14 protein-coding genes and 1 pseudogene are annotated in these 19158 nt (G+C 68.8%); 11 read left to right on the top strand and 4 right to left on the bottom strand.

What is annotated here, in order from left to right; all coding sequences use genetic code 11:
- The first annotated feature begins 55 nt into the window (after positions 1 to 55).
- Positions 56 to 1276, top strand: a complete 1221-nt coding sequence (locus OG504_RS09205; protein ID WP_405989328.1) for a cytochrome P450 — start codon at positions 56 to 58, stop codon at positions 1274 to 1276.
- Positions 1277 to 1373: 97 nt separating this feature from the next.
- Here OG504_RS09205 and OG504_RS09200 read toward each other — a convergent pair whose 3' ends face one another.
- From OG504_RS09200 to OG504_RS09190, 3 genes are all read right to left on the bottom strand, one after another.
- Positions 1374 to 2189, bottom strand: coding sequence for an SAM-dependent methyltransferase (locus tag OG504_RS09200; RefSeq protein ID WP_405989327.1), 816 nt, complete (start codon positions 2187 to 2189; stop codon positions 1374 to 1376).
- A gap of 62 nt (positions 2190 to 2251) precedes the next feature.
- Positions 2252 to 2488, bottom strand: a complete 237-nt coding sequence (locus tag OG504_RS09195; RefSeq protein WP_405989326.1) for a DUF397 domain-containing protein — start codon at positions 2486 to 2488, stop codon at positions 2252 to 2254.
- A gap of 1 nt (position 2489) precedes the next feature.
- Positions 2490 to 3365: a helix-turn-helix domain-containing protein gene (locus OG504_RS09190; protein WP_405989325.1), complete on the bottom strand. Its 876-nt coding sequence runs from the start codon at positions 3363 to 3365 to the stop codon at positions 2490 to 2492.
- Positions 3366 to 3692: 327 nt separating this feature from the next.
- Here OG504_RS09190 and OG504_RS09185 point away from each other — a divergent pair, with 327 nt between their 5' ends.
- The 8 genes from OG504_RS09185 to OG504_RS09150 all read left to right on the top strand — a co-directional run bounded on the left by OG504_RS09185 (position 3693) and on the right by OG504_RS09150 (position 16081).
- Positions 3693 to 4217 carry an ATP-binding protein gene (locus OG504_RS09185; protein WP_405989324.1) on the top strand — a complete coding sequence of 175 codons (525 nt, stop codon included), beginning with the start codon at positions 3693 to 3695 and terminating at the stop codon, positions 4215 to 4217.
- Between the two features lie 67 nt (positions 4218 to 4284).
- A complete protein-coding gene (locus tag OG504_RS09180; RefSeq protein ID WP_405989323.1) occupies positions 4285 to 4779 on the top strand; it encodes a hypothetical protein in 495 nt (164 codons plus the stop codon).
- A 396-nt stretch (positions 4780 to 5175) separates the two neighbouring features.
- The gene (locus OG504_RS09175; RefSeq protein ID WP_405989322.1) at positions 5176 to 8274 is read left to right on the top strand and encodes a carbohydrate-binding protein; all 3099 of its coding nucleotides are present in this window, start codon (positions 5176 to 5178) and stop codon (positions 8272 to 8274) included.
- 256 nt (positions 8275 to 8530) lie between these two features.
- Positions 8531 to 12091 carry a choice-of-anchor D domain-containing protein gene (locus tag OG504_RS09170; RefSeq protein ID WP_405989321.1) on the top strand — a complete coding sequence of 1187 codons (3561 nt, stop codon included), beginning with the start codon at positions 8531 to 8533 and terminating at the stop codon, positions 12089 to 12091.
- A gap of 72 nt (positions 12092 to 12163) precedes the next feature.
- On the top strand, positions 12164 to 14137 hold the full coding sequence (locus tag OG504_RS09165) for a discoidin domain-containing protein (protein ID WP_405989320.1): 1974 nt from the start codon (positions 12164 to 12166) through the stop codon (positions 14135 to 14137).
- A 135-nt stretch (positions 14138 to 14272) separates the two neighbouring features.
- Positions 14273 to 14926, top strand: coding sequence for a hypothetical protein (locus OG504_RS09160; RefSeq protein WP_405989319.1), 654 nt, complete (start codon positions 14273 to 14275; stop codon positions 14924 to 14926).
- Positions 14927 to 14970: 44 nt separating this feature from the next.
- Positions 14971 to 15387, top strand: a complete 417-nt coding sequence (locus OG504_RS09155) for a DUF6153 family protein (RefSeq protein ID WP_405989318.1) — start codon at positions 14971 to 14973, stop codon at positions 15385 to 15387.
- 73 nt (positions 15388 to 15460) lie between these two features.
- The gene (locus OG504_RS09150; RefSeq protein WP_405989317.1) at positions 15461 to 16081 is read left to right on the top strand and encodes a DUF305 domain-containing protein; all 621 of its coding nucleotides are present in this window, start codon (positions 15461 to 15463) and stop codon (positions 16079 to 16081) included.
- Positions 16082 to 16129: 48 nt separating this feature from the next.
- Here OG504_RS09150 and OG504_RS09145 read toward each other — a convergent pair whose 3' ends face one another.
- The gene (locus OG504_RS09145; RefSeq protein WP_405989316.1) at positions 16130 to 17257 is read right to left on the bottom strand and encodes a DUF5954 family protein; all 1128 of its coding nucleotides are present in this window, start codon (positions 17255 to 17257) and stop codon (positions 16130 to 16132) included.
- 165 nt (positions 17258 to 17422) lie between these two features.
- Here OG504_RS09145 and OG504_RS09140 point away from each other — a divergent pair, with 165 nt between their 5' ends.
- Together OG504_RS09140 and OG504_RS09135 are read left to right on the top strand one after the other, a co-directional pair.
- On the top strand, positions 17423 to 18085 hold the full coding sequence (locus OG504_RS09140) for an NUDIX domain-containing protein (protein ID WP_405989315.1): 663 nt from the start codon (positions 17423 to 17425) through the stop codon (positions 18083 to 18085).
- A gap of 87 nt (positions 18086 to 18172) precedes the next feature.
- Positions 18173 to 19158 (top strand): annotated as a pseudogene (locus OG504_RS09135) (aldo/keto reductase).

Below are 19158 nucleotides of genomic sequence, written 5' to 3'. Positions count from 1 at the left end.
GAGTTGACGCTCCATCAGATAGTTCCGGCCCGAGTATCTACCTGGGAGGAGCTCCATGGTGCCGGACACCACCGAGACGACCAGCGGCGAGGCCACGTTCCCGTTCCCGCCGGGACCTCATGGCAGTCCGCCCGGAGCGTACGAGAGCAGACGGCGTGGCTGCCCACTGGCACCCGTGGTATTGCCCAGCGGCGACGAAGTCCTCCTGGCCACCACCTATGACGATGTGCGAGAGGTCTACGCGGACCCGCGCTTCAGCCGGAACCTGCGCTACGCCGGCGCTCCGCGCATGCTGCCTGACGCCGACTTCTCCGACGATCCGAGCGCACTGGTCAACATGGACCCGCCGGATCATGCCCGGCTTCGGCGCATAGTGCAGGCGGCGTTCACTCCCCGGAGATCGGAGAGTTGGCGGCCCCGGATCCAAGCCGTCGCGGACCAACTGCTCGCGGAGACGCGTGGCGGGTCGCGTCCGGCGGACCTGATGGCCGCCTTCGCCTTTCCGCTGCCGATCAACATCATCTGCGAATTGCTCGGTGTCCCGGCTGAGGACAGTCCTTACTTCCGCAGCTGGTCGGACACGTTCCTGTCCACCAGCACCGCTTCCGCACCGGAGCGCTCCAAGACCGCCACGGAGTTCATCACCTACGTCGATGACCTCATCGCAGCGCGCCGCGGAAACCCGGGCGAAGATCTGCTGGACGACCTCATCAACGCACACGACGAGGACGACCGGCTCAGCTCGGACGAACTGGCCCGCATGGTACGGGGGTTGATTGTCGCGGGCCACGAGACCACCGGCAACGTCATCGGCCGCGGCATCCTCACTCTCCTGCGGCACCCGAACCAACTCGCCGCGGTCCGCCACGATCCAGGACTCGTGCCTGTTGCCGTAGAAGAGATCCTTCGCATGGAAGTTCCGGGCCACGGAGGGTTGTTGCGAGTGGCCACCGAAACCGTGTCGCTTCCCTCAGGGGCCACCGTCGAGCAAGGCCAAGGTGTTCTCGCCCCTGTCGTGGCCGCGAACTTCGATCCGCGGCATTTTCCCGACCCCGATACGTTCGATATTCACCGCGTCGACGACAAGCATCTCGCTTTCGGGCACGGCCCTCACTACTGCCTCGGAGCCAACCTCGCTCGCGTCGAGTTGCAAGTGGCCATCGGTTCGGTGATTCGGGAATTCCCTGCCCTCGCCCTCGCGGGTGCGGTGCAGGATCTCGCCTGGACCAACGGAAGTCGGGTGTGCGGTCTTCTGAGTCTCCCTGTCACCTGGTAGCGGGGAACTCGTGGGTCAGATTCGAAGGCCCGTCGGTGCCGGACTGACGGGCCGTGTGCCGGGAACGGCTGTGCGGCCGGCCCCGGCACCGGGATGGTCACGGCTTGCGCGCGACCGCCCCGTACATCGCGATGTCCTCATCGCGTATGTTCTGCTCGCCCGTGCCGTCCGGGTGCCACTTGTGGACCTGGACGATGCCGGGTTCGACAAGCTCGAGCCCCTCGAAGAACTCGTGGGCCTCGTCGATGGTGCGCAGCCGCATCGGCATGTCGCGGGCCGCGTACTCGCGGGCGACGCGGCCCACCTCCTGCGGCGCGAACTCGGCGGTGCCGATCGACATCGCGAGGTAACTGCCCGAGGGGAGAGGCTCCAGCAGGCGCCGTACGACACCCACCGCGTCGTCCGCGTCGAGCATGAAGTGCACGATGGCGATCACCGTCAGGGCCACCGGCCGGGAGAGGTCCAGGGTCTCGCGCAGCTCCGGCGCGTCGAGGATCGTGGCCGGTTCACGGAAGTCGGCCTCGATGTACGACGTCCTGCCCTCGGCCGTGCTGGAGAGCAGACCCTGGGAGAGGGTGAGGACGATGGGGTCGTTGTCGACGTAGACCACCCGTGACTCGGGAGCCACCTGCTGGGCGATCTCGTGCAGGTTCGGGGAGGTGGGGATGCCGGTGCCGACGTCCAGGAACTGGCGCACGCCCGCCTCTTCGGCGAGCCAGCGCACGGCCCGGTTCATCCAGTCCCGGTTGGCGACCATGTGGATCGGGAGCGCGGGCCACTCCCGGGACATGGCGTCGCCCGCCTCCTTGTCGGCGGGGTAGTAGTCCTTCCCGCCCATGATGTAGTCGTAGATCCGCGCGGAGTGCGCGTGTTCGGTGTCGATGCGGTCGGCCGGCCATCCGTTGTCGGGCAACGCCGTCTCTCCCATTCGAGTGGTGGAGGTTCGGGATGAACGCTCAGTAAAAACAATGGAGTTCACAGAAGGAAGTCGGCGTCACCCGCCTTCACGCCCGAAACGAAGCTCGTCATCTCATGGGGTGTGAAAACCAGCGCCGGGCCGTCGGGGTCGGTCGACTGACGTACGGCGACGCGGCCGTCGGCGAGCTTCTTCACTTCCACACAGGCGCCGCCGGCGTCGTCGCTCCACGGCTTGGTCCAGCCGCGTGCGCCCAGGTTCCGGGACGGTATGCCGTTGCGTATGTGGTGGTGCACGTCAGAGCTCCTTGCGAATCGCACCGAGGAGGGCCTCGGTCTTGCGGGCGGGCGCCGCCTGGGCACCCAGCCGGTCCAGGGCCTCGCGGTACACCACGACGTCGTCGCCCTTGTCCAGGTAGACAGCGCCCACCAGGCCGTTGAGATAGACGACGTCGGGCAGCTCGGCAGCCCGGAACCGGAAGAGGTGGAACGCCCCGGCTCGCATGGCCGGGTGCGGGCCGTTGGCGAACGGCATGATCTGCAGCGTCACATGAGGCAGCCGGTTGACCTCGATCAGGTGGTCGATCTGGGCGCGCATCACCGCGGCACCCCCGACCGGCCACTTCAGCACCGTCTCGTCCATCACGACCCACACCCGCGGTGGCGCTTCGCGGGTCAGCAGTTCCTGGCGGCGCATACGAAGGGCGACCCGGCGCTCCGTGGCCTCGGAGGGGGCGTGCGGGTTGCCCGCGCCGAGCAGGGCCCGTGCGTACTCCTCGGTCTGCAGCAGCCCGTGGACGAACTCGTTCTCGTAGGCGCGGACCTGCAACGCCGCCTGCTCCAGGCTCAGATACGCGGCGAACCAGTCCGGCATGACGTCGCGGTACGTGTGCCACCAGCCGCGCTTGCTGGCCTCGCGGACCGACTTCAGGAAGGTGTCGATCTCCTGACGGTCCGTCACCCCGTAGACCTGCAGCAGCTTTTCCGCATCCGGCAGGCGCAGCCGGGCCACCTTCGCGGCCTCCATCCGGCGGATCGTGGAGTGGCTGACACCGATGGCATCGCCCGCCTGCTCGTACGTGAGTCCCGCGCGGGTCCGCAGTTCCTCCAGCTGGCGGCCGAGGATCATGCGCAGGACGGAGGGGACGCCACCCCAGTCGGTCTCTGCGGTCACGGTCTACCTCCCTTGCGCCTCCAGCTCCGGGCGGCAGTCTGGCAGGCTTTCGCTCTTCACAGACTCTTTCGATCACTTCCTGGCGGAAGCAGCATGCACTTCGCTACGTGCAATTTTCAACTTGCCGGTTGCGATGGGTTGTTGGCAGGTGCCACAGTAAGCAGGTCGTCACAGCTCGTCCAAGAGTGAGACGGCGCAGCCCAGTTGGGGGAAACGGGCTACGACCTGCGTTGGCCCGGCAGGGCCGCCATCCGCGCCTCGTGCGCGGCCGGTCGGCGCGGTACCGGCACCGCCCAGGGTGCGAAGGCACACGAAAGGCGTACGGCGATGGCTCCGCCCTCCTTCCCCCAGCCGTTGGACCGACCTCCCGGAGGCGGGCGTCATGGCCGACTCCCTGGGCCCCAAGGCCCCGGCCGGCTCGCCTCCGGGAACCAACACCCCCGCCACAGCCATCTGTTCGGCCTGCCGGCGACCCCGGCGTCAGTCGGTCTGGCCCGCAGAACCGTGGACGAACTGCTCATCGCGTGGGGCGTCCGCGAAGTCGTCCGGGACAACGCTGTCGTCGTGACCTCAGAACTCGTCACCAACGCGCTCACACACTCCGCGAGTGACTGGATCGTCTGTGAGGTGCGGAGCGCGGACGGAGTCCTCCGGATCGAGGTCGAGGACCAGAACCGCGGTTCCACGCTCCCGGTACCCGGTCGGCCCGGTCCCGACGACCAGGGCGGGCGCGGTCTCCTGCTCGTCGCAGAGCTCAGCAGCGACTGGGGAACGGCGGACATCCCACACCGGTCCGGGCGGATCGTCTGGGCCGAACTCGCCACGGACGCCGACGAACCCGTCCCGCCCTGACGCCCACCTGGCCGGCCCCGGCTCCCCGCCCGGCCCATCCCCCCACTCGGCCGAAGGGTCCCCCCCCATGTACCTATCGCGCAGCCGCGATCCGATCCCGTCCCCCTCCGAGCCGTTGGCTCACAGCTTCACTCCGCCCCCGAATCCCGCCGAGCCGCCGACGCACGACCGCATCCGGTCCGGACGCCTGGTGATCCCCGCGCCGTTACGCGCGAGCCTCGGATACGACGCCGTGGGCATGCCCCGGGAACACGGGGAACGCATCCTGGACCATGTGCAGCGTGTCGGCTGCATCTTCGCCGACGCCCGGCGCTGGTGGTGGATCGTGCCGGCCGGCTCGCACATCGGCGTCATCTGGCCGCCGTCCATCAGCTATGCGATCGGCGCCCAGGTGGCCGACCCCTCCTGGACGAGCACCCGCCCGAAACCGGGCCTGGAGCATCCCCGTCTGATCCATTCCCCCGAGACCGGGCAGCCCTACACGCCGCCGATACCCCTGTACTTCCTCACCTGCCGTGTCGCCGGCAGCACTCCGCTCTGGTCACTGGACGAGCCAAACTGACCAGCCGCATCCGGCAGGCCCCGCCGAGTCGGTCTCTTGTCCTGGCGGCGACCGTTGGATGCGCATCACGGACGTGCCCCATGATTTCTGGCCGAATGTGCGGATGAGGAAATCCTGTCGTCCCGACTCGACAGAGTCGCAGCTGAGGGGCGGTTTCGGAGAGATCCGAAACCGCCCCTTCGTCATGTCCGGGACCAGGTGGGGACCGCCACGCCCACCCCGTGGACTCCAGCCGTCCGCATGCGGCAAGCCATCAGGGATTTGCAGATTTAAGCAAGAAACTTGCAATGGCTTGCGTGATTAATTCTTTACTTCGTCGGAATCTAGCGGGGTCGAAAGGGTCTCTGTACGGTCGGGGCGCCGGTCTCCTCCCCCCACTCCGTGAAGGAGCCTCACATGCTGACGATCCTCAGACCCCGGCGACTGGCGGTGGCCGTCGCCGCGGTCGGTGCGCTGTGCGTGTCCGTCCTGCCGGCCGCCGCCGTACAGCAGGCGGCACCGACCAAGGCCGCGGCGAGCGTGGCGGTGGGTGCGACGACGCCGTTCTCGGTCTATGAGGCCGAGGGAGGAACTCCCGGCGGCGGCGCGGCCGTTCGGTCGCTGACCTCGGCGCCGGCGACGCAGTACTCGAGCGCCGTCCTGGAGGCGTCCGGCCATTCCTATGTCCACCTGGGCGACACGGGCCAGTCGGTGCAGTGGACGAACACCACCGGCCAGCCGATCTCCTTCCTCAACGTCCGTGCCGGCATCCCGGATTCGGCGTCCGGCGGCGGTGTCACCGGCACGCTGAACCTGTACGTCAACGGCGTGTTCCGGCAGGCGCTGAACCTCAACTCCCGGCAGAGCTGGGTGTACGAGGGCAACGGCAACTACAACACGAGCGACGACCAGAACCCGGCCGACGGCGACCCCAGGGTCTTCTGGGACGAGTCGCACGCCTTCGTCACCGGGGCCCCGATCCCGGCGGGCGCCACGTTCTCGCTGCGGAAGGACGCCGACAACAGCGTGTCCTTCTACGACGTGGACTCCGTCGACGTGGAGAACCCGCCCGCGCCGCAGGCACAGCCCGCGAACTCGATCTCGATCACGAGCTGCGGTGCGGTGGCCGACAGCAATCCGACCAACGGCGCGGCCGACAGCCGGTCCGTGGACAGCCGGGCCGCCATCCAGAGCTGCATCGACCAGGCCGAGCAACAGGGAAAGATCCTCTGGATCCCGCAGGGCACCTTCTACGTGAAGGGCACCGCGGGACTGAACGCGCAGGGCATCACCATCGCGGGCGCGGGCCTCTGGTACAGCACGGTCTACCGTGACGTCCCGGTCCCCAACTCCACACCGCTGGCAGCCCTGTTCGACCTGACCTCCTGCACTGTGCGCAACTTCCACATCGACGCCAACGCCGTCAGCCGCAGCACCATCGGCGGCGACGGTGGCGCGATGGACACCACCGGCACCGACTGGTCGGCCGACGGCATCTGGACCCAGCACACCATGTCCGGCTTCTGGGCCTCCGGCACCGGCGGAACGGTGAAGAACAGCAGGCTGACGTCGATCTGGGCCGACGGGATCAACGTCAACAACGTGTCGCTGAACGCGGACACCGGCAACGACCTGACGGTCACGAACAACTTCGTCCGCGGCACCGGGGACGACGCGATCGCCATCAACTCGGTGGCGTACAACACCAACAGCGACGGTTCCCAGACCCACTACAACCCGATGACCGATGTCACCGTCAGCAACAACACCTCGATCGCGCCCTGGGGCGGCAAGGGCATCGGGATCTACGGCGGCAGCGGCCACCAGGTCGAGGACAACTACATCAGCGACACGGCCCGTTACATCGGCCTGGGCGCCGGCCGCTTCGGTGTCAACGGCAGCGACCTGCTGTCCGCGACCGTGAGCGGCAACACCGTGGTCCGCTCCGGCGGCAACGCCTACAGCCAGGGCCAGCCCGCCCTGCACATCGGCAACGGCGGCGACGGCCAGAACACCGGGACCGTCGACAAGGTCACGGTGACCGGCAACACCGTCACCGACTCCCTCTACGACGGGATCGCCTTCTCCACCTCGACCAACACCCTGTTGCAGGACAACACCGTCAGCAGTTCCGGCCGCAACGGCATCGTGATCTCGCCGCCGTTCTACCCCGCGCCCACCGGCTCCGCGACGATAACCGGCAACACGGTCACGGGACTTGAGGCCGGCACCTCGGCCTACGTCAACAACTCCACCGGTTTCGTCGCCACGTTGAGCGACAACCACTGGCCGCCGCCCGCGCCCGAGGGCCCCTACGGCGGCACTCCGGCCGCCGTGCCTGGAACGGTCCAGGCGGAGGACTACGACACCGGCGGCCAAGGGGTCGCCTACAACGTCACCTCCGTCAACGGCAACGCCAACTCCTACCGCGCCGACGGCGTCGACCTCGACAACACCTCGGACGCGGGCGGCGGTTACAACCTGGGTTGGACCGGTCCAGGACAGTGGTTCCGCTACACGGTCGACGTCGCCACGGCCGGCACATACACCCTAGACCTCCGTATCGCGGCCCCGTCCGCGGTGCCCGGCGCGCTGCACCTGTCGGACGCCTCCGGTACGAACCTCACCGGCGCCGTCGACCTGCCCGCCACCGGCGACTGGCAGACCTGGGGCACCGCGACCACCCAGGTGACCCTGCCGGCCGGCCGACAGGTTCTGACGCTCGACCAGGACAGCGGTGGCTGGAACATCAACAACTTCGCCTTCGCCACGGGGAGTAGCGCACCGTCGGCCACCCTGACCGCGACTCCGGGATCACTCACCTTCGCCGACCAGACGGTGAACACGACCAGCGCCGCACAGACCGTCACGGTCACCAACTCGGGTACCGCCACTGCATCGTTGACCGGAATCACCGCCGGCGGTGACTTCACCCAGACCGACACCTGCGGCAACTCCCTGTCCGCGGGCGCGAGTTGCACGGTCTCCGTCACCTTCACACCCACCGCCTCCGGTACCCGCACCAGCACGCTCACCCTGGCCGGCAACCAGTCCAACGGCCCCACCGCGGTGGCCCTTTCGGGCACCGGCACCGAGGCCACGAACACCAACCTCGCCGCCGGGAAGCCCGCCGGCGAGTCCAGCCACACCGACGTGTACCCGTCGTCGAACGTGACGGACGGCAACCAGAACTCCTACTGGGAGAGCGCCAACAACAGGTTCCCGCAATGGGTCCAGGTCGACCTCGGCTTGGCCCGGAGCGCCTCCCGCGTAGTGCTGCAACTGCCCGCCGCCTGGGGTGCCCGCACCCAGACCCTGGCCCTGAGCGGCAGTACTGACGGCGCCACCTTCACCACCCTGAAGTCCTCGGCCGCCCACACCTTCGACCCGGGCACCAAGAACACCGTGACGCTCACCTTCCCCGCCGCCACCGAGCGCTACTACCGCGTGACCGTCACCGCCAACACCGGCTGGCCCGCGGGCCAGGTGTCCGAATTCCAGGTCTGGGCCGCCTGACCCTGCCCTCTTCCCTCTGACCCCACCCTCCCCACGGTGCCGCCGCACAACCCGTCCGGCGGCACCGTCGTGTCCGAGGGCGCCTGAGATCTTGCGGGATCCAAATTTGTTTGTTGCAAAGCCCTGTCGAGATATTGCGTGATCATGTCAACGATATTACGGTCCCCCATGCATCGGCACGAACCCCCCGTCTCCCCTCCCTCTCCGGCGGCACCAGCGGGACAGTTCCGGCATTTCATTACGTAAGGAGTGGCACGTGTTCCATTCCATCCGAGACCTGAGACGAGCCCTCGTCTGGGTGGTCAGCACCGTGATGCTGGCCGCCGTAGGCGTCTTCGCTCTGGCTGTCCCACCCGCCGCGGCGGCGTCCACCGCCACCGGCGGCAGCGGCGCGAGCCTGCCGTACGTCGAGGTGCAGGCGGAGAACTCCGCCACCAACGGCTCGGCGATCGGCCCGAGTTACACCGCGGGCCAGCTGGCCGACGAGGCGTCGTACCGCAAGGCGACGACCTTGCAGGGCACCGGCCAGTACGTCACCTTCACCACGCCGGTGGCGACCAACTCGATCAACTTCCGCTACAGCATCCCCGACACCTCGGGCGGCTCGGTCTACACCGCCGCGCTGTCGCTGTACGTCAACGGCGTCAAGCAGCCCGACTTCACCCTGACCAACGCCTACAGCTGGTACTACGGCAGCTACCCCTTCACCAACACGCCGGGCAGCAACCCGCACCACTTCTTCGACGAGGCCCACCGCCTGTTCTCCACCACCTATCCGGCGGGCACGACCTTCAAGCTCCAGGTCGACGCGGGGGACACCGCCTCCTCGTACACGATCGACTTCGCCGACTTCGAGCAGGTCGGCGCCGCCCTGACCGCACCCTCGGGCGCGGTGTCGGTGACCAGCAAGGGCGCCGACGCGACCGGTGTGGCCGACGCGACCAGCGCGTTCAACGCCGCGATCAGCTCGGCGGGCCCCGGCGGCACCGTGTGGATCCCGCCGGGCACCTTCAACATCCCCGGCCACATCAGCGTCAACAACGTCACGATCGCCGGCGCGGGCATGTGGTACTCGACCGTCACCGGCACGGCCCCCGGCTTCTACGGCAACTCCGCGCCCAACGCGAGCACCGATGTGCGCCTGCAGAACTTCGCGATCTTCGGCAATGTGCAGGAACGCGACGACAGCGCCCAGGTCAACGGCATCGGCGGCGCGCTGAGCGACTCGACCGTCTCCAATCTGTGGATCGACCACATGAAGGTCGGCGCCTGGATGGACGGGCCGATGGACGGCCTGACGTTCACCGGCATGCGCATCCGTGACACCACCGCCGACGGCATCAACTTCCATGGCGCGGTGACCAATTCGAAGGTGACCAACAGCGACATCCGCAACACCGGCGACGACGGCATCGCCACCTGGGCGGACTCCGGCATCGGCGCCGACGCCAACGACACGATCTCCAACAACACCGTGTCACTACAGATCCTGGCCAACGCCATCGCGATCTACGGCGGCCACGACAACACCGTCAGCGGCAACCGCGTCGTGGACACCGGCATCGCCCAGGGCGGCGGCATCCACGTGGGGCAGCGCTTCACGTCGACGCCGGTCGGCACCACCACCATCTCCGACAACACCATGGTCCGGGCCGGCAGCCTCGACCCCAACTGGCAGTTCGGCGTGGGTGCGTTGTGGTTCGACGGCAGCCAGGGCGCGATCACCGGCCCGATCAACGTGACCAACGCGCTGATCCAGCAGAGCCCCTACGAAGCGGTCCAGTGGGTCGAGGGCACCATCAGCGGGGTCAACCTCAACAACGTGACCATCGCCGGCACCGGGACCTTCGCCCTCCAGGAACAGACCGGCGGCGCCGCCAAGTTCACCAACGTCACGGCCACCGGCGTCGGTTACTCGTCCCCGGTGTACAACTGCTCGGGCGGCAACTTCGTCATCACCGATGGTGGCGGCAACTCCGGTATCAGCGGCACCCCGTACTGCGGCGGCTGGCCCGCCCCGGTTTACCCGCCCTACCCGTCGGAGGGCGTGACGGCCACCCCCGGCGCGCTCAACTTCGGTTCGGTGGCGACCGGTTCGACGAGCGCCGCGCAGACCGTGACGGTCTCCAACCCGACCAACACCGCCGCGTCCGTCTCCTCGATCTCCACCAGCGGCGACTACGCCCAGACCAACACCTGCGGCTCGTCGATCACGGCGAACGGCTCCTGCACGGTCAGCGTGAGGTTCTCGCCGACGGCGACGGGCAGCCGTAACGGCGCGCTGACCGTCAACGCGGGCGGGACGACCAGCACGGTCAGTCTCTCCGGTACCGGCACCGCGCCGGGCCCGGTGCTGAACACCGACCCGGCGAGCCTGTCCTTCCCCGCCACGGTGGTCGGCTCGTCGGCCACCGCGCAGACCGTGACGGTGACCAACTCGGGCACCGCGTCGGCGACCGTCTCGGCCGTCGCGGCGACCGGTGACTTCAGCCAGACCAACAACTGCTCCACCCTCGCCGTCGGCGCGTCCTGCACGGTCACCGTCGGCTTCAAGCCCACCGCGGGCGGAGCGCGCGCGGGCACCCTGACCGTCACCAGCAACGCCAACAACAGCCCGACTGCCGTATCCCTGACCGGCAGTGGCATCGACAGCACCACCAACATCGCCGCCGGGCGTCCCGCGTCGGCGAGTTCGAGCACGAGTCCCTACGTCGCCTCGAACCTCACCGACACGGACGCGTCGACGTACTGGGAGGGCACGGACGGTTCGTTCCCGCAGTGGGCCCAGGTCGACCTAGGCCAGAACTACGGCGTCGGCAAGGTCGTGCTCAAACTCCCGCCCGCGACCGCCTGGTCGGCCCGTACGCAGACCCTGTCGGTACAGGGATCGACGGACGGCTCCAGCTTCTCCACGCTCAAGGCCTCGGCCGGGTACACCTTCGACCCGAGCGCCAACGCCAACACCGTGACCATCACGTTCAGTTCGGCCACGGCGCGATACGTGCGGGTCAACATCACCGCCAACACGGGCTGGGACGCTGCCCAGTTGTCGGACTTCGAGGTGTTCCCCAGCAGCGGCGGCTCCTCACCGGCGACCCTGTCGGCCGACCCGACGTCACTGTCGTACGCCACTCAGGCGCTCAACACCTCCAGCGGCGCGAAGACGGTCACGGTGACCAACTCCGGCACGGCGGCGACGACCGTCTCCGGCATCACCGTCACGGGCGACTTCGCGCAGACCAACACCTGCGGTTCGTCGATCGCGGCGGGCGCCTCCTGCACCGTGAGCGTCACGTTCACGCCCACCGCGTCCGGCACCCGCTCCGGTGATCTCAGCATCGCCAGCAACGCGTCGAACGGCACAACCACGGTCGCGCTGACCGGAGTCGGCGCCGGCACGGTGAGCCGGAACCTGGCGGCCGGCGCGGCCACCACCGAGTCCAGCCACACCGACGTGTACGCGTCGTCGAACGTCACGGACGGCAACCAGGGCACCTACTGGGAGAGCGCCAACAACGCCTTCCCGCAGTGGGTCCAGGTCGACCTCGGTTCGGCGCAGAGCGCGAGCCGGGTCGTCCTCCAGCTCCCCGCGACCTGGGGCGCCCGCAACCAGACGCTGACCCTGTCGGGCAGCACCGACGGCGCCGCCTTCACCACCCTCAAGTCGTCGGCGACGTACACCTTCGATCCCACCACCAACAACACGGTCACCATCACGTTCACCGCGACCACCCAGCGCTACCTCCGGGTGAACATCACGGCGAACAACGGCTGGCCGGCCGGTCAGATCTCCGAGTTCCAGGTCTGGAACAGCTGACCTGCCCCTGAAGGTGCCGCCGAGCGCGAGCGTGAGCGCGCTCGGCGGCACCGACCACCGAAAGGAGTCGAGATGGGTGTCACACGCAGAGTCTTCTTGAGGGCCGCGGTCGCGGCCGGCGCGGTGGGAACCGTGGGAGCGACCGGGACCGTACTCGCCCCGAGCGCGTCGGCGGCCGGCGCGCCGGGCGACGTCGTCGGCAAGATCACCGTGGGCTACCAGGGCTGGTTCGCCTGCGTCGGTGACGGCGCGCCCATCAACGGCTGGTGGCACTGGACCCAGAACTGGAGCCAGCCGCCGTCCCCGACCAACACCGGCATCAGCTGCTGGCCCGACGTGCGCGAGTACACCACCACGTACCAGACGTCGTACGCCGCCCTGGGCAACGGCCAGCCCGCCAAACTGTTCTCCTCCTACGACCAGCAGACGGTGAACACCCACTTCCTGTGGATGCAGCAGAACAACATCGACACCGCCGCGCTCCAGCGCTTCAACCCCACCGGCGGCGAGGGCCCCACCCGCGACGCCATGGCGACCAAGGTGCGCTCCGCCGCCGAGTCGTACGGGCGGAAGTTCTACATCATGTACGACGTCTCCAACTGGACGAACATGCAGTCCGAGATCAAGACGGACTGGACGAACAAGATGTCCGCGCACACCGCGAGTTCGGCCTACGCGAAGCAGAACGGCAAGCCGGTCGTCTGCATCTGGGGCTTCGGCTTCAACGACCCCAACCACCCCTTCACCCCCGACGCCTGCCTCGACGTCGTCAACTGGTTCAAGTATCAGGGCTGTTACGTCATCGGAGGCGTCCCGCGTGAATGGCGGACGGGCACCGGGGGCTCGCAGCCCGGCTTCTCGGGCGTCTACCACGCCTTCAACATGATCTCGCCGTGGATGGTCGGCGCCATCGGCAACGTGACCGAGGCCGACAACGCCTACACCACGTACACCGTCCCCGACCAGGCCGACTGCAACGCCAACGGCATCGACTTCCAGCCCTGTGTCCTGCCCGGTGACGTCTCCGGCCGGCAGCGCGCGCACGGCGACCTCATGTGGCGGCAGTTCTACAACATGGTGCGGGCCGGGGTGCAGGGCATCTACATCTCCATGTTCGACGAGTACAACGAGGGCAACCAGATCGCCAAGACCGCCGAGACCCAGGCCTGGGTGCCCACCAACTCCGGGTTCCTCGCCCTCGACGAGGACGGCACCGCCTGCTCCTCCGACTACTACCTGCGGCTGACCGGCGATGGCGGCCGCATGCTCAAGGGGCAGATCGCGCTGACCGCAACTCGCCCCACTCAGCCCGTAGTTCCGAACGGAGGCGACACCACACCGCCCGCCGCGCCGGGCGGCCTGACCGTCACCGGGCACACCAGCGCCTCCGTCTCGCTGAGCTGGAACACGGCGACCGACAACGTCGGCGTGAGCGGCTACCGCGTCCTGCGGGTCTCCGGCTCGACCAGCACCCAGGTGGGCACCACCGGCTCAACCTCCTTCACCGTCACGGGACTTGGCGCGTCCACCGCCTACACCTTCGACGTCGTCGCCTACGACGCGGCGGGCAACGTGTCCCAGCCCTCCAGCCAGGTCACCGCCACCACCGACCCACCGTCCAGTACCACCAACCTGGCGCTCCACCAACCCACTTCGGAGAGCAGCCACACCCAGACGTACGCCTCGGGCAACGCGACCGACGGCGACACGAACACCTACTGGGAGTCCGCCAACAACGCCTTCCCGCAGTGGATCCAGGTCGACCTGGGCGCCGCGACCGGCGTCAAGCGGATCGTCCTGAAACTTCCCCCGGCCACCGCCTGGGCCACCCGTACTCAGACGATCTCCGTCCAGGGCGGCACGGACGCCGGCACTTCCACCCAGCTGCTCGCCTCGGCGGGCTACACCTTCGACCCGGCGACCGGCAACAGCGCCACCCTCACGCTCCCCACCACCGTCACGACCCGCTACGTACGACTCAACATCACCGCCAACAACGGCTGGCCGGCCGGTCAGGTCTCCGAGTTCCAGGTCTTCGGCGCCTGATCCCTCCGCGACAAGTTCAGGGGGTGTCGTCAGGAACACCCCTGATCCGGTCCTCAGGCCCAGGGACCGCGAGTGCCGTCGGCGGCAGGATTCAAGGCGTACCGAATCCACCACACGGAACCTCCGGGGGACCCCATGAACGAAATGTCGGCCAGGCGTCTGGCGGGCGGTGCGGGTATCGCCGCCGCCGTCGCTCTCATCGTCGAAGTGCCCCTGTACTTCGTCTATTCGGGACCGCCGCCGGACGCCAACGTCCTGGCCCGGCTGCTGATCGGGATCGTCGCGCTGGCGTTCCTGCTCGTGTTCGTGACCGCGTTCCGCGAGCTGGTGAAGCGGGTGAATCCCGAGTACGAGTGGGCCGGTTCGATGGCCTTCACCGCGGGGCTGGTGTACACGACGATCACGCTGGTCTCCAGCGGACTGGAGGCCGGCGCGGTCATCGCCGCCGACCATCCCATCGACCCGACGATCGACGTCAGCGGCACCTACATCCTCTACGGGTCCATCTCGCGGCTGATGCTGGCGTTCTTCCTGACCGCGCTGGGCTTCGCCGTCTCCCGCACGGAACTGCTGCCACGCTGGACCAGCAGGTCGGCCTACGTCCTGGCCGGGATCAACCTCGCCTTCGTGCCGTCCCTGTTCTTCGGGAACACGCCCGCGCACTTCTACGCGGCGAACGGCTGGGGCACCACCGCCCTGATGGGCGCGATCCTGAGCTACTGGCTGCTGGCCCTGGGCATCTCCACCTACCGCAGCGCGAAGGCACCCGGAGTGGGGGCACTGACGTAGGTGTCCGGTGCGGGCCCAATACCCAGGGTGGGTATGGTGGCCTCATGGCCCGCAGTGAGCAGCCCGTAGGACCGCACCGGTCGGTGCGGTCCTACGGGCTGCTCGTCGCCGCCCTGCTGTTCGGCCTGCTGGGTATGCACGGGCTCGGGCCCGTTCCCATGGTCGACTCCGCGCACGGACACACCATGGTGGCCACGGCCGTAGCGACGGGCGAGAAGGCGTCGACGCCGGACGACTGTGCTCACGACGCGGGCGACTGCGGCGGCAGCCACATGGCACACGCCGACGCGACCTGCGCCTCCGCGTCCGTCGCCGGTGCACCGGCCGTGGTTCCGGTGCTGCAACCCGATGTGGCGGCCTGCGCCGAGCTGCCCGACGGCCGTACGTCCGGGGCGAGCGGCGGTCCCGACGGGGGCCGGGCCCCGCCCTCCCTCGCCGAACTCCAACTCCTGCGGATCTAGAGCGGCCCGCGCGACACGTCAGCGTGCGCGCATCGGCATGCCCTGAACGGATCCACACACCAGGAGTTCCCCCATGACCGCACAGCGCAGGTTCGTCCGTCGTACCGTTCTCGCCGTCACCGTCTCGGTGGCCGCCCTCACGCTCGCCGCGTGCGGCAGCGACGGCGACGGCAAGGCGAGCGGCGGGACCGCGTCCGCCACCGCGACCGGTGGTCACAACGCCGCGGACGTCTCCTTCTCGAAGGAGATGATCCAGCACCACCGCCAGGCCGTGGAGATGGCCGGACTGGCCGCCGGTCACGCCTCCTCGGCGCAGGTCAAGAGCCTCGCCACGAAGATCGAGGGCGCGCAGGCCCCGGAGATCAAGACCATGTCCGGCTGGCTCACCTCGTGGGGCGAGCAGGTCCCGAAGGACATGTCCGGCATGGACTCCGGCACGGGCCACGACATGTCGTCGTCCACGCCCGGCATGATGAGCGACGCCGACATGGGCAAGCTGGAGAAGGCCTCCGGCGCCGACTTCGACACCATGTTCCTCACCATGATGGTCGAGCACCACGAGGGCGCCGTCGACATGGCCAAGACCGAGAAGGCGGACGGGAGTTACGCCCCCGCCACCGAGCTCGCGGCCGACGTGATCACGGCTCAGAGCGCCGAGATCAAGCAGATGAACAAGATGCTCGGCAAGAGCTGACACCAGAGGTGGAGGGTGGGGCCGGCCGGTCCCGCCCTCCACCCCGGCTCAGCCTTCTTCAGCCGCCTCGCGCCGTTTCCGCTGCTCCTCGAACAGCCGTAGGAACTCCTTCGCCTGTTCCTCCGCCACGCGGCGCTGCTCGGTCTCCTTCTCGTTCAGGACCCGGTACTCGTCGAAGACGCCCTCCTCGCGGAGCTGCTTCTCCTGGACGGCGGTGGGGAGTTCGGGGTCGGGGTCGGAGGGGCGCGGGCCCTCGGGACCGTCGGGGCCGATACGGACGAGGCGTTCCACGCGCACGATCCGCGTCCGGCAGCCGTCGATCACGATCTCGTCGCAGCGCTCGGCGTCGATCCGGTCGGCCAGCCGGCCGTACTCCGCCTTGGTCTCCTCGTCGAGCTGCTCCATGACCGGCGCCATCACCCGCAGATAGGTGGTGAGCGTGTCCCGCGACCCCTGCGGGCTCGCGTTCGTCATCTGCGTCGGCGCCCAGTGGCCGTCCGTGAACTCGGCCGCGGTGAACTCGGCGGGCAGCAGCACGCCCCCGGGATGCGTCTCCAGCGCGCGCAACGAGTCCTTCCGTACGGCGGAGGGAGCGGTGCCCTTGGCCTGCACCAGCGACAGGAGTTCCATGCGCAGGATGCCTTCGGACATTCCCGTCGGGGTGAAGGGGTCGATCACGAATCCCTTGGTACGGCCGCGGTATTCGTGACCGTGCCCCACCTTGGCCGGGTCGGGGTCGGACGGCCGGGGCGGCTCCGGTCCCGTGGGCCCCATCCGGATGAACTGATCGCCCCGCACGATCCTGAACCGGCGCCCCAGCACCGTGAGTTCGTCCAGCGCCTCCCAGTCCAGCCGCTCCGCGTTCCGCAGCCACTCCTGCTGGGTCTCCGTGTCGCCCGCGTCCTCGGCGGCCCGCGCCTGTTCGCGGAAGGTCATGGCCATGGTGTCGCGTGCGCCCTGCGGGTAGGGGGTGGAGAAGAGGGAGACGATCTTCCAGCCGCCGGTCTCGATCTCCTCGACCACACCGAATATCGCGCCACCACCGCCGAGGACGTCCGGATAGGCCTTTCGGGCCTGCCACGCCTCCACGTCCGCGAGGGCCGCCGCCGGGGCGTCCGGCTGGGCCTCCATCCTGATCATCCGGTATCCGGGTACCTGATCACCGTGCTCAGACATGCTTCCAGCATGCCCGGGGCGGGGGACGACACGCGACGAATCAACGCAACCGGCACACCAGTTGAACTCGCGGGGCACAGGTTCCGGCCATGCGTTCCCGACCCCGGGGTGATAGACGTCGGACATGAACAACTCGATCGTCCCCTCCCGTCCGGCCGGTGTCCGATGACCGCGGGCGCCGACACCCCCGACCGCCGGGGCCGCACCGGCCTGGACCGCACCGGCCTCGACCTGACCGGAAATCCGCGCGTCAAGGTCCGCGACGTGACCCTGCTGTCCAGCCACTGGTACGTCGAGCGGACCACGACCTTCGACTTCCGGCACGGCGACGGCACCTGGACCACCCAGGAGCGCGAGACCCACGACCGCGGCAACGGCGCGACCCTGCTCCTCTACGACGCCGAGCGCGAAATGGTCCTGCTCACCCGCCAGTTCCGCTTCCCCGTGTACGTCAACGGCCACCCCGACGGCATGCTCGTCGAGACCCCGGGCGGACTCCTCGACGACGAGGACGAGCACCCGGAGGAGGCCGTACGGCGCGAGGTGGTGGAGGAGACCGGCCACACCGTCGGCGAGGTCGAGCACGTCTTCGACGTCTACATGAGCCCCGGCTCGGTCACCGAACGCATCGGTTTCTACGCCGCGTCCTACGGCCCCTCGACCCGCACCCACGACGGCGGCGGCCTCCAGGAGGAGGGCGAGGACATCGAGATCCTCGAACTGCCCTTCCGCAGAGCCCTGGAGATGATCCGGAGCGGGGAGATCGCCGACGCGAAGACCATCATGCTGCTCCAATGGGCGGCGCTGGACGGGCCGTTCGCCAAGTAGCCGCGCGGGGCCTTGACTTGAAGCGCGCTTCAAGAGGAAGACTCCCGTTCGCGCCCGGAGAACCGGGTGTGAACGGGAGGGATCACCATGAAGTACCGCACGATCGGCGCCGATCCGGCGCATCGCCGTGAGGTGAGCGTGCTCGCGCTCGGCGCGATGCTGTTCGGCTCCCGCACCGACGAGGCGACCTCCTTCGCCGTGCTCGACCGCTATGTCGAGGCAGGCGGGAACTTCATCGACACGTCCGACAACTACGCGTTCTGGGTCGACGGGAGCCAGGGCGGCCAGAGCGAGAAGCTGCTCGGCCGGTGGCGGCGCAGCCGCGGCATCGGCGACGAGATCGTCATCGCGACCAAGCTCGGCGCCCGCCCGCTGGCACCAGGCTCGGGTTTCGTCGACAACCCGGAGGGCCTGTCCGCGAAGGCCATCCGCGAGTCGGCCGACCGCAGCCGCGAACGCCTCGGTGTGGACAAGCTCGATGTGCTGTACGCGCACATCGAGGACCGGAACGTTCCGCTGCAGGAGACCGTCGAGGGGTTCGCCGAGCTGGTGGCCGGGGGCACCGTCGGTCTTCTCGGCGCCAGCAACCACGCGGTCTGGCGCGTGGAACGGGCCCGCGCGCTCGCCGCCGCGGCCGGCCTGCCCGGCTACGAGGTCCTCCAGTACCAGCACAGCTATCTGCGCCCCGGACCGACCTGCCGTCCGAGCTCTTCCCCGACGGCAGCCTCGGCAGCGCCGGCCCGGACCTGCTCGGTTATCTGCGCGCCGAGCCCGCCCTCACCCTCGTCGCCTACTCACCGCTGCTGGCCGGCGCCTACACGCGGCAGGACAAACCCCTGCGCGCCGAGTACGACCACCCGGGCACCCCCGCCCGCCTCGCCGCGCTGCGGGAAGTGGCGAAGGACACCGGGGCGAGTGTCAATCAGGTGGTGCTGGCCTGGCAGTTGGGCGGGCCGCTGCCGATCGTGCCGCTCGCGGGGGCGTCGTCGGTGGCCCAGCTGGAGGAGAACCTCGCCGCCGTGGACCTGGAGTTGACGGCGGAGCAGCGCGAACTCCTGGACTCCGCCGGGTAG

Origin of the sequence: Streptomyces sp. NBC_00986 (assembly GCF_045162565.1) — a bacterium.
GTDB lineage: Bacteria > Actinomycetota > Actinomycetes > Streptomycetales > Streptomycetaceae > Streptomyces.
The sequence above is the reverse complement of the archived record's forward strand: the minus strand, read 5'-3'. Positions and strand labels throughout refer to the sequence as shown.

Excerpts from the sequence above, each read along its gene's own strand:
- OG504_RS09205 (WP_405989328.1), top strand. The coding sequence starts at position 56 with ATGGTGCCGGACACCACCGAGACGACCAGCGGCGAGGCCACGTTCCCG.
- OG504_RS09185 (WP_405989324.1), top strand. The coding sequence starts at position 3,693 with ATGGCTCCGCCCTCCTTCCCCCAGCCGTTGGACCGACCTCCCGGAGGC.
- OG504_RS09180 (WP_405989323.1), top strand. The coding sequence starts at position 4,285 with ATGTACCTATCGCGCAGCCGCGATCCGATCCCGTCCCCCTCCGAGCCG.
- OG504_RS09175 (WP_405989322.1), top strand. The coding sequence starts at position 5,176 with ATGCTGACGATCCTCAGACCCCGGCGACTGGCGGTGGCCGTCGCCGCG.
- OG504_RS09165 (WP_405989320.1), top strand. The coding sequence starts at position 12,164 with ATGGGTGTCACACGCAGAGTCTTCTTGAGGGCCGCGGTCGCGGCCGGC.
- OG504_RS09160 (WP_405989319.1), top strand. The coding sequence starts at position 14,273 with ATGAACGAAATGTCGGCCAGGCGTCTGGCGGGCGGTGCGGGTATCGCC.
- OG504_RS09155 (WP_405989318.1), top strand. The coding sequence starts at position 14,971 with ATGGCCCGCAGTGAGCAGCCCGTAGGACCGCACCGGTCGGTGCGGTCC.
- OG504_RS09150 (WP_405989317.1), top strand. The coding sequence starts at position 15,461 with ATGACCGCACAGCGCAGGTTCGTCCGTCGTACCGTTCTCGCCGTCACC.
- OG504_RS09145 (WP_405989316.1), bottom strand. The coding sequence starts at position 17,257 with ATGTCTGAGCACGGTGATCAGGTACCCGGATACCGGATGATCAGGATG.
- OG504_RS09140 (WP_405989315.1), top strand. The coding sequence starts at position 17,423 with ATGACCGCGGGCGCCGACACCCCCGACCGCCGGGGCCGCACCGGCCTG.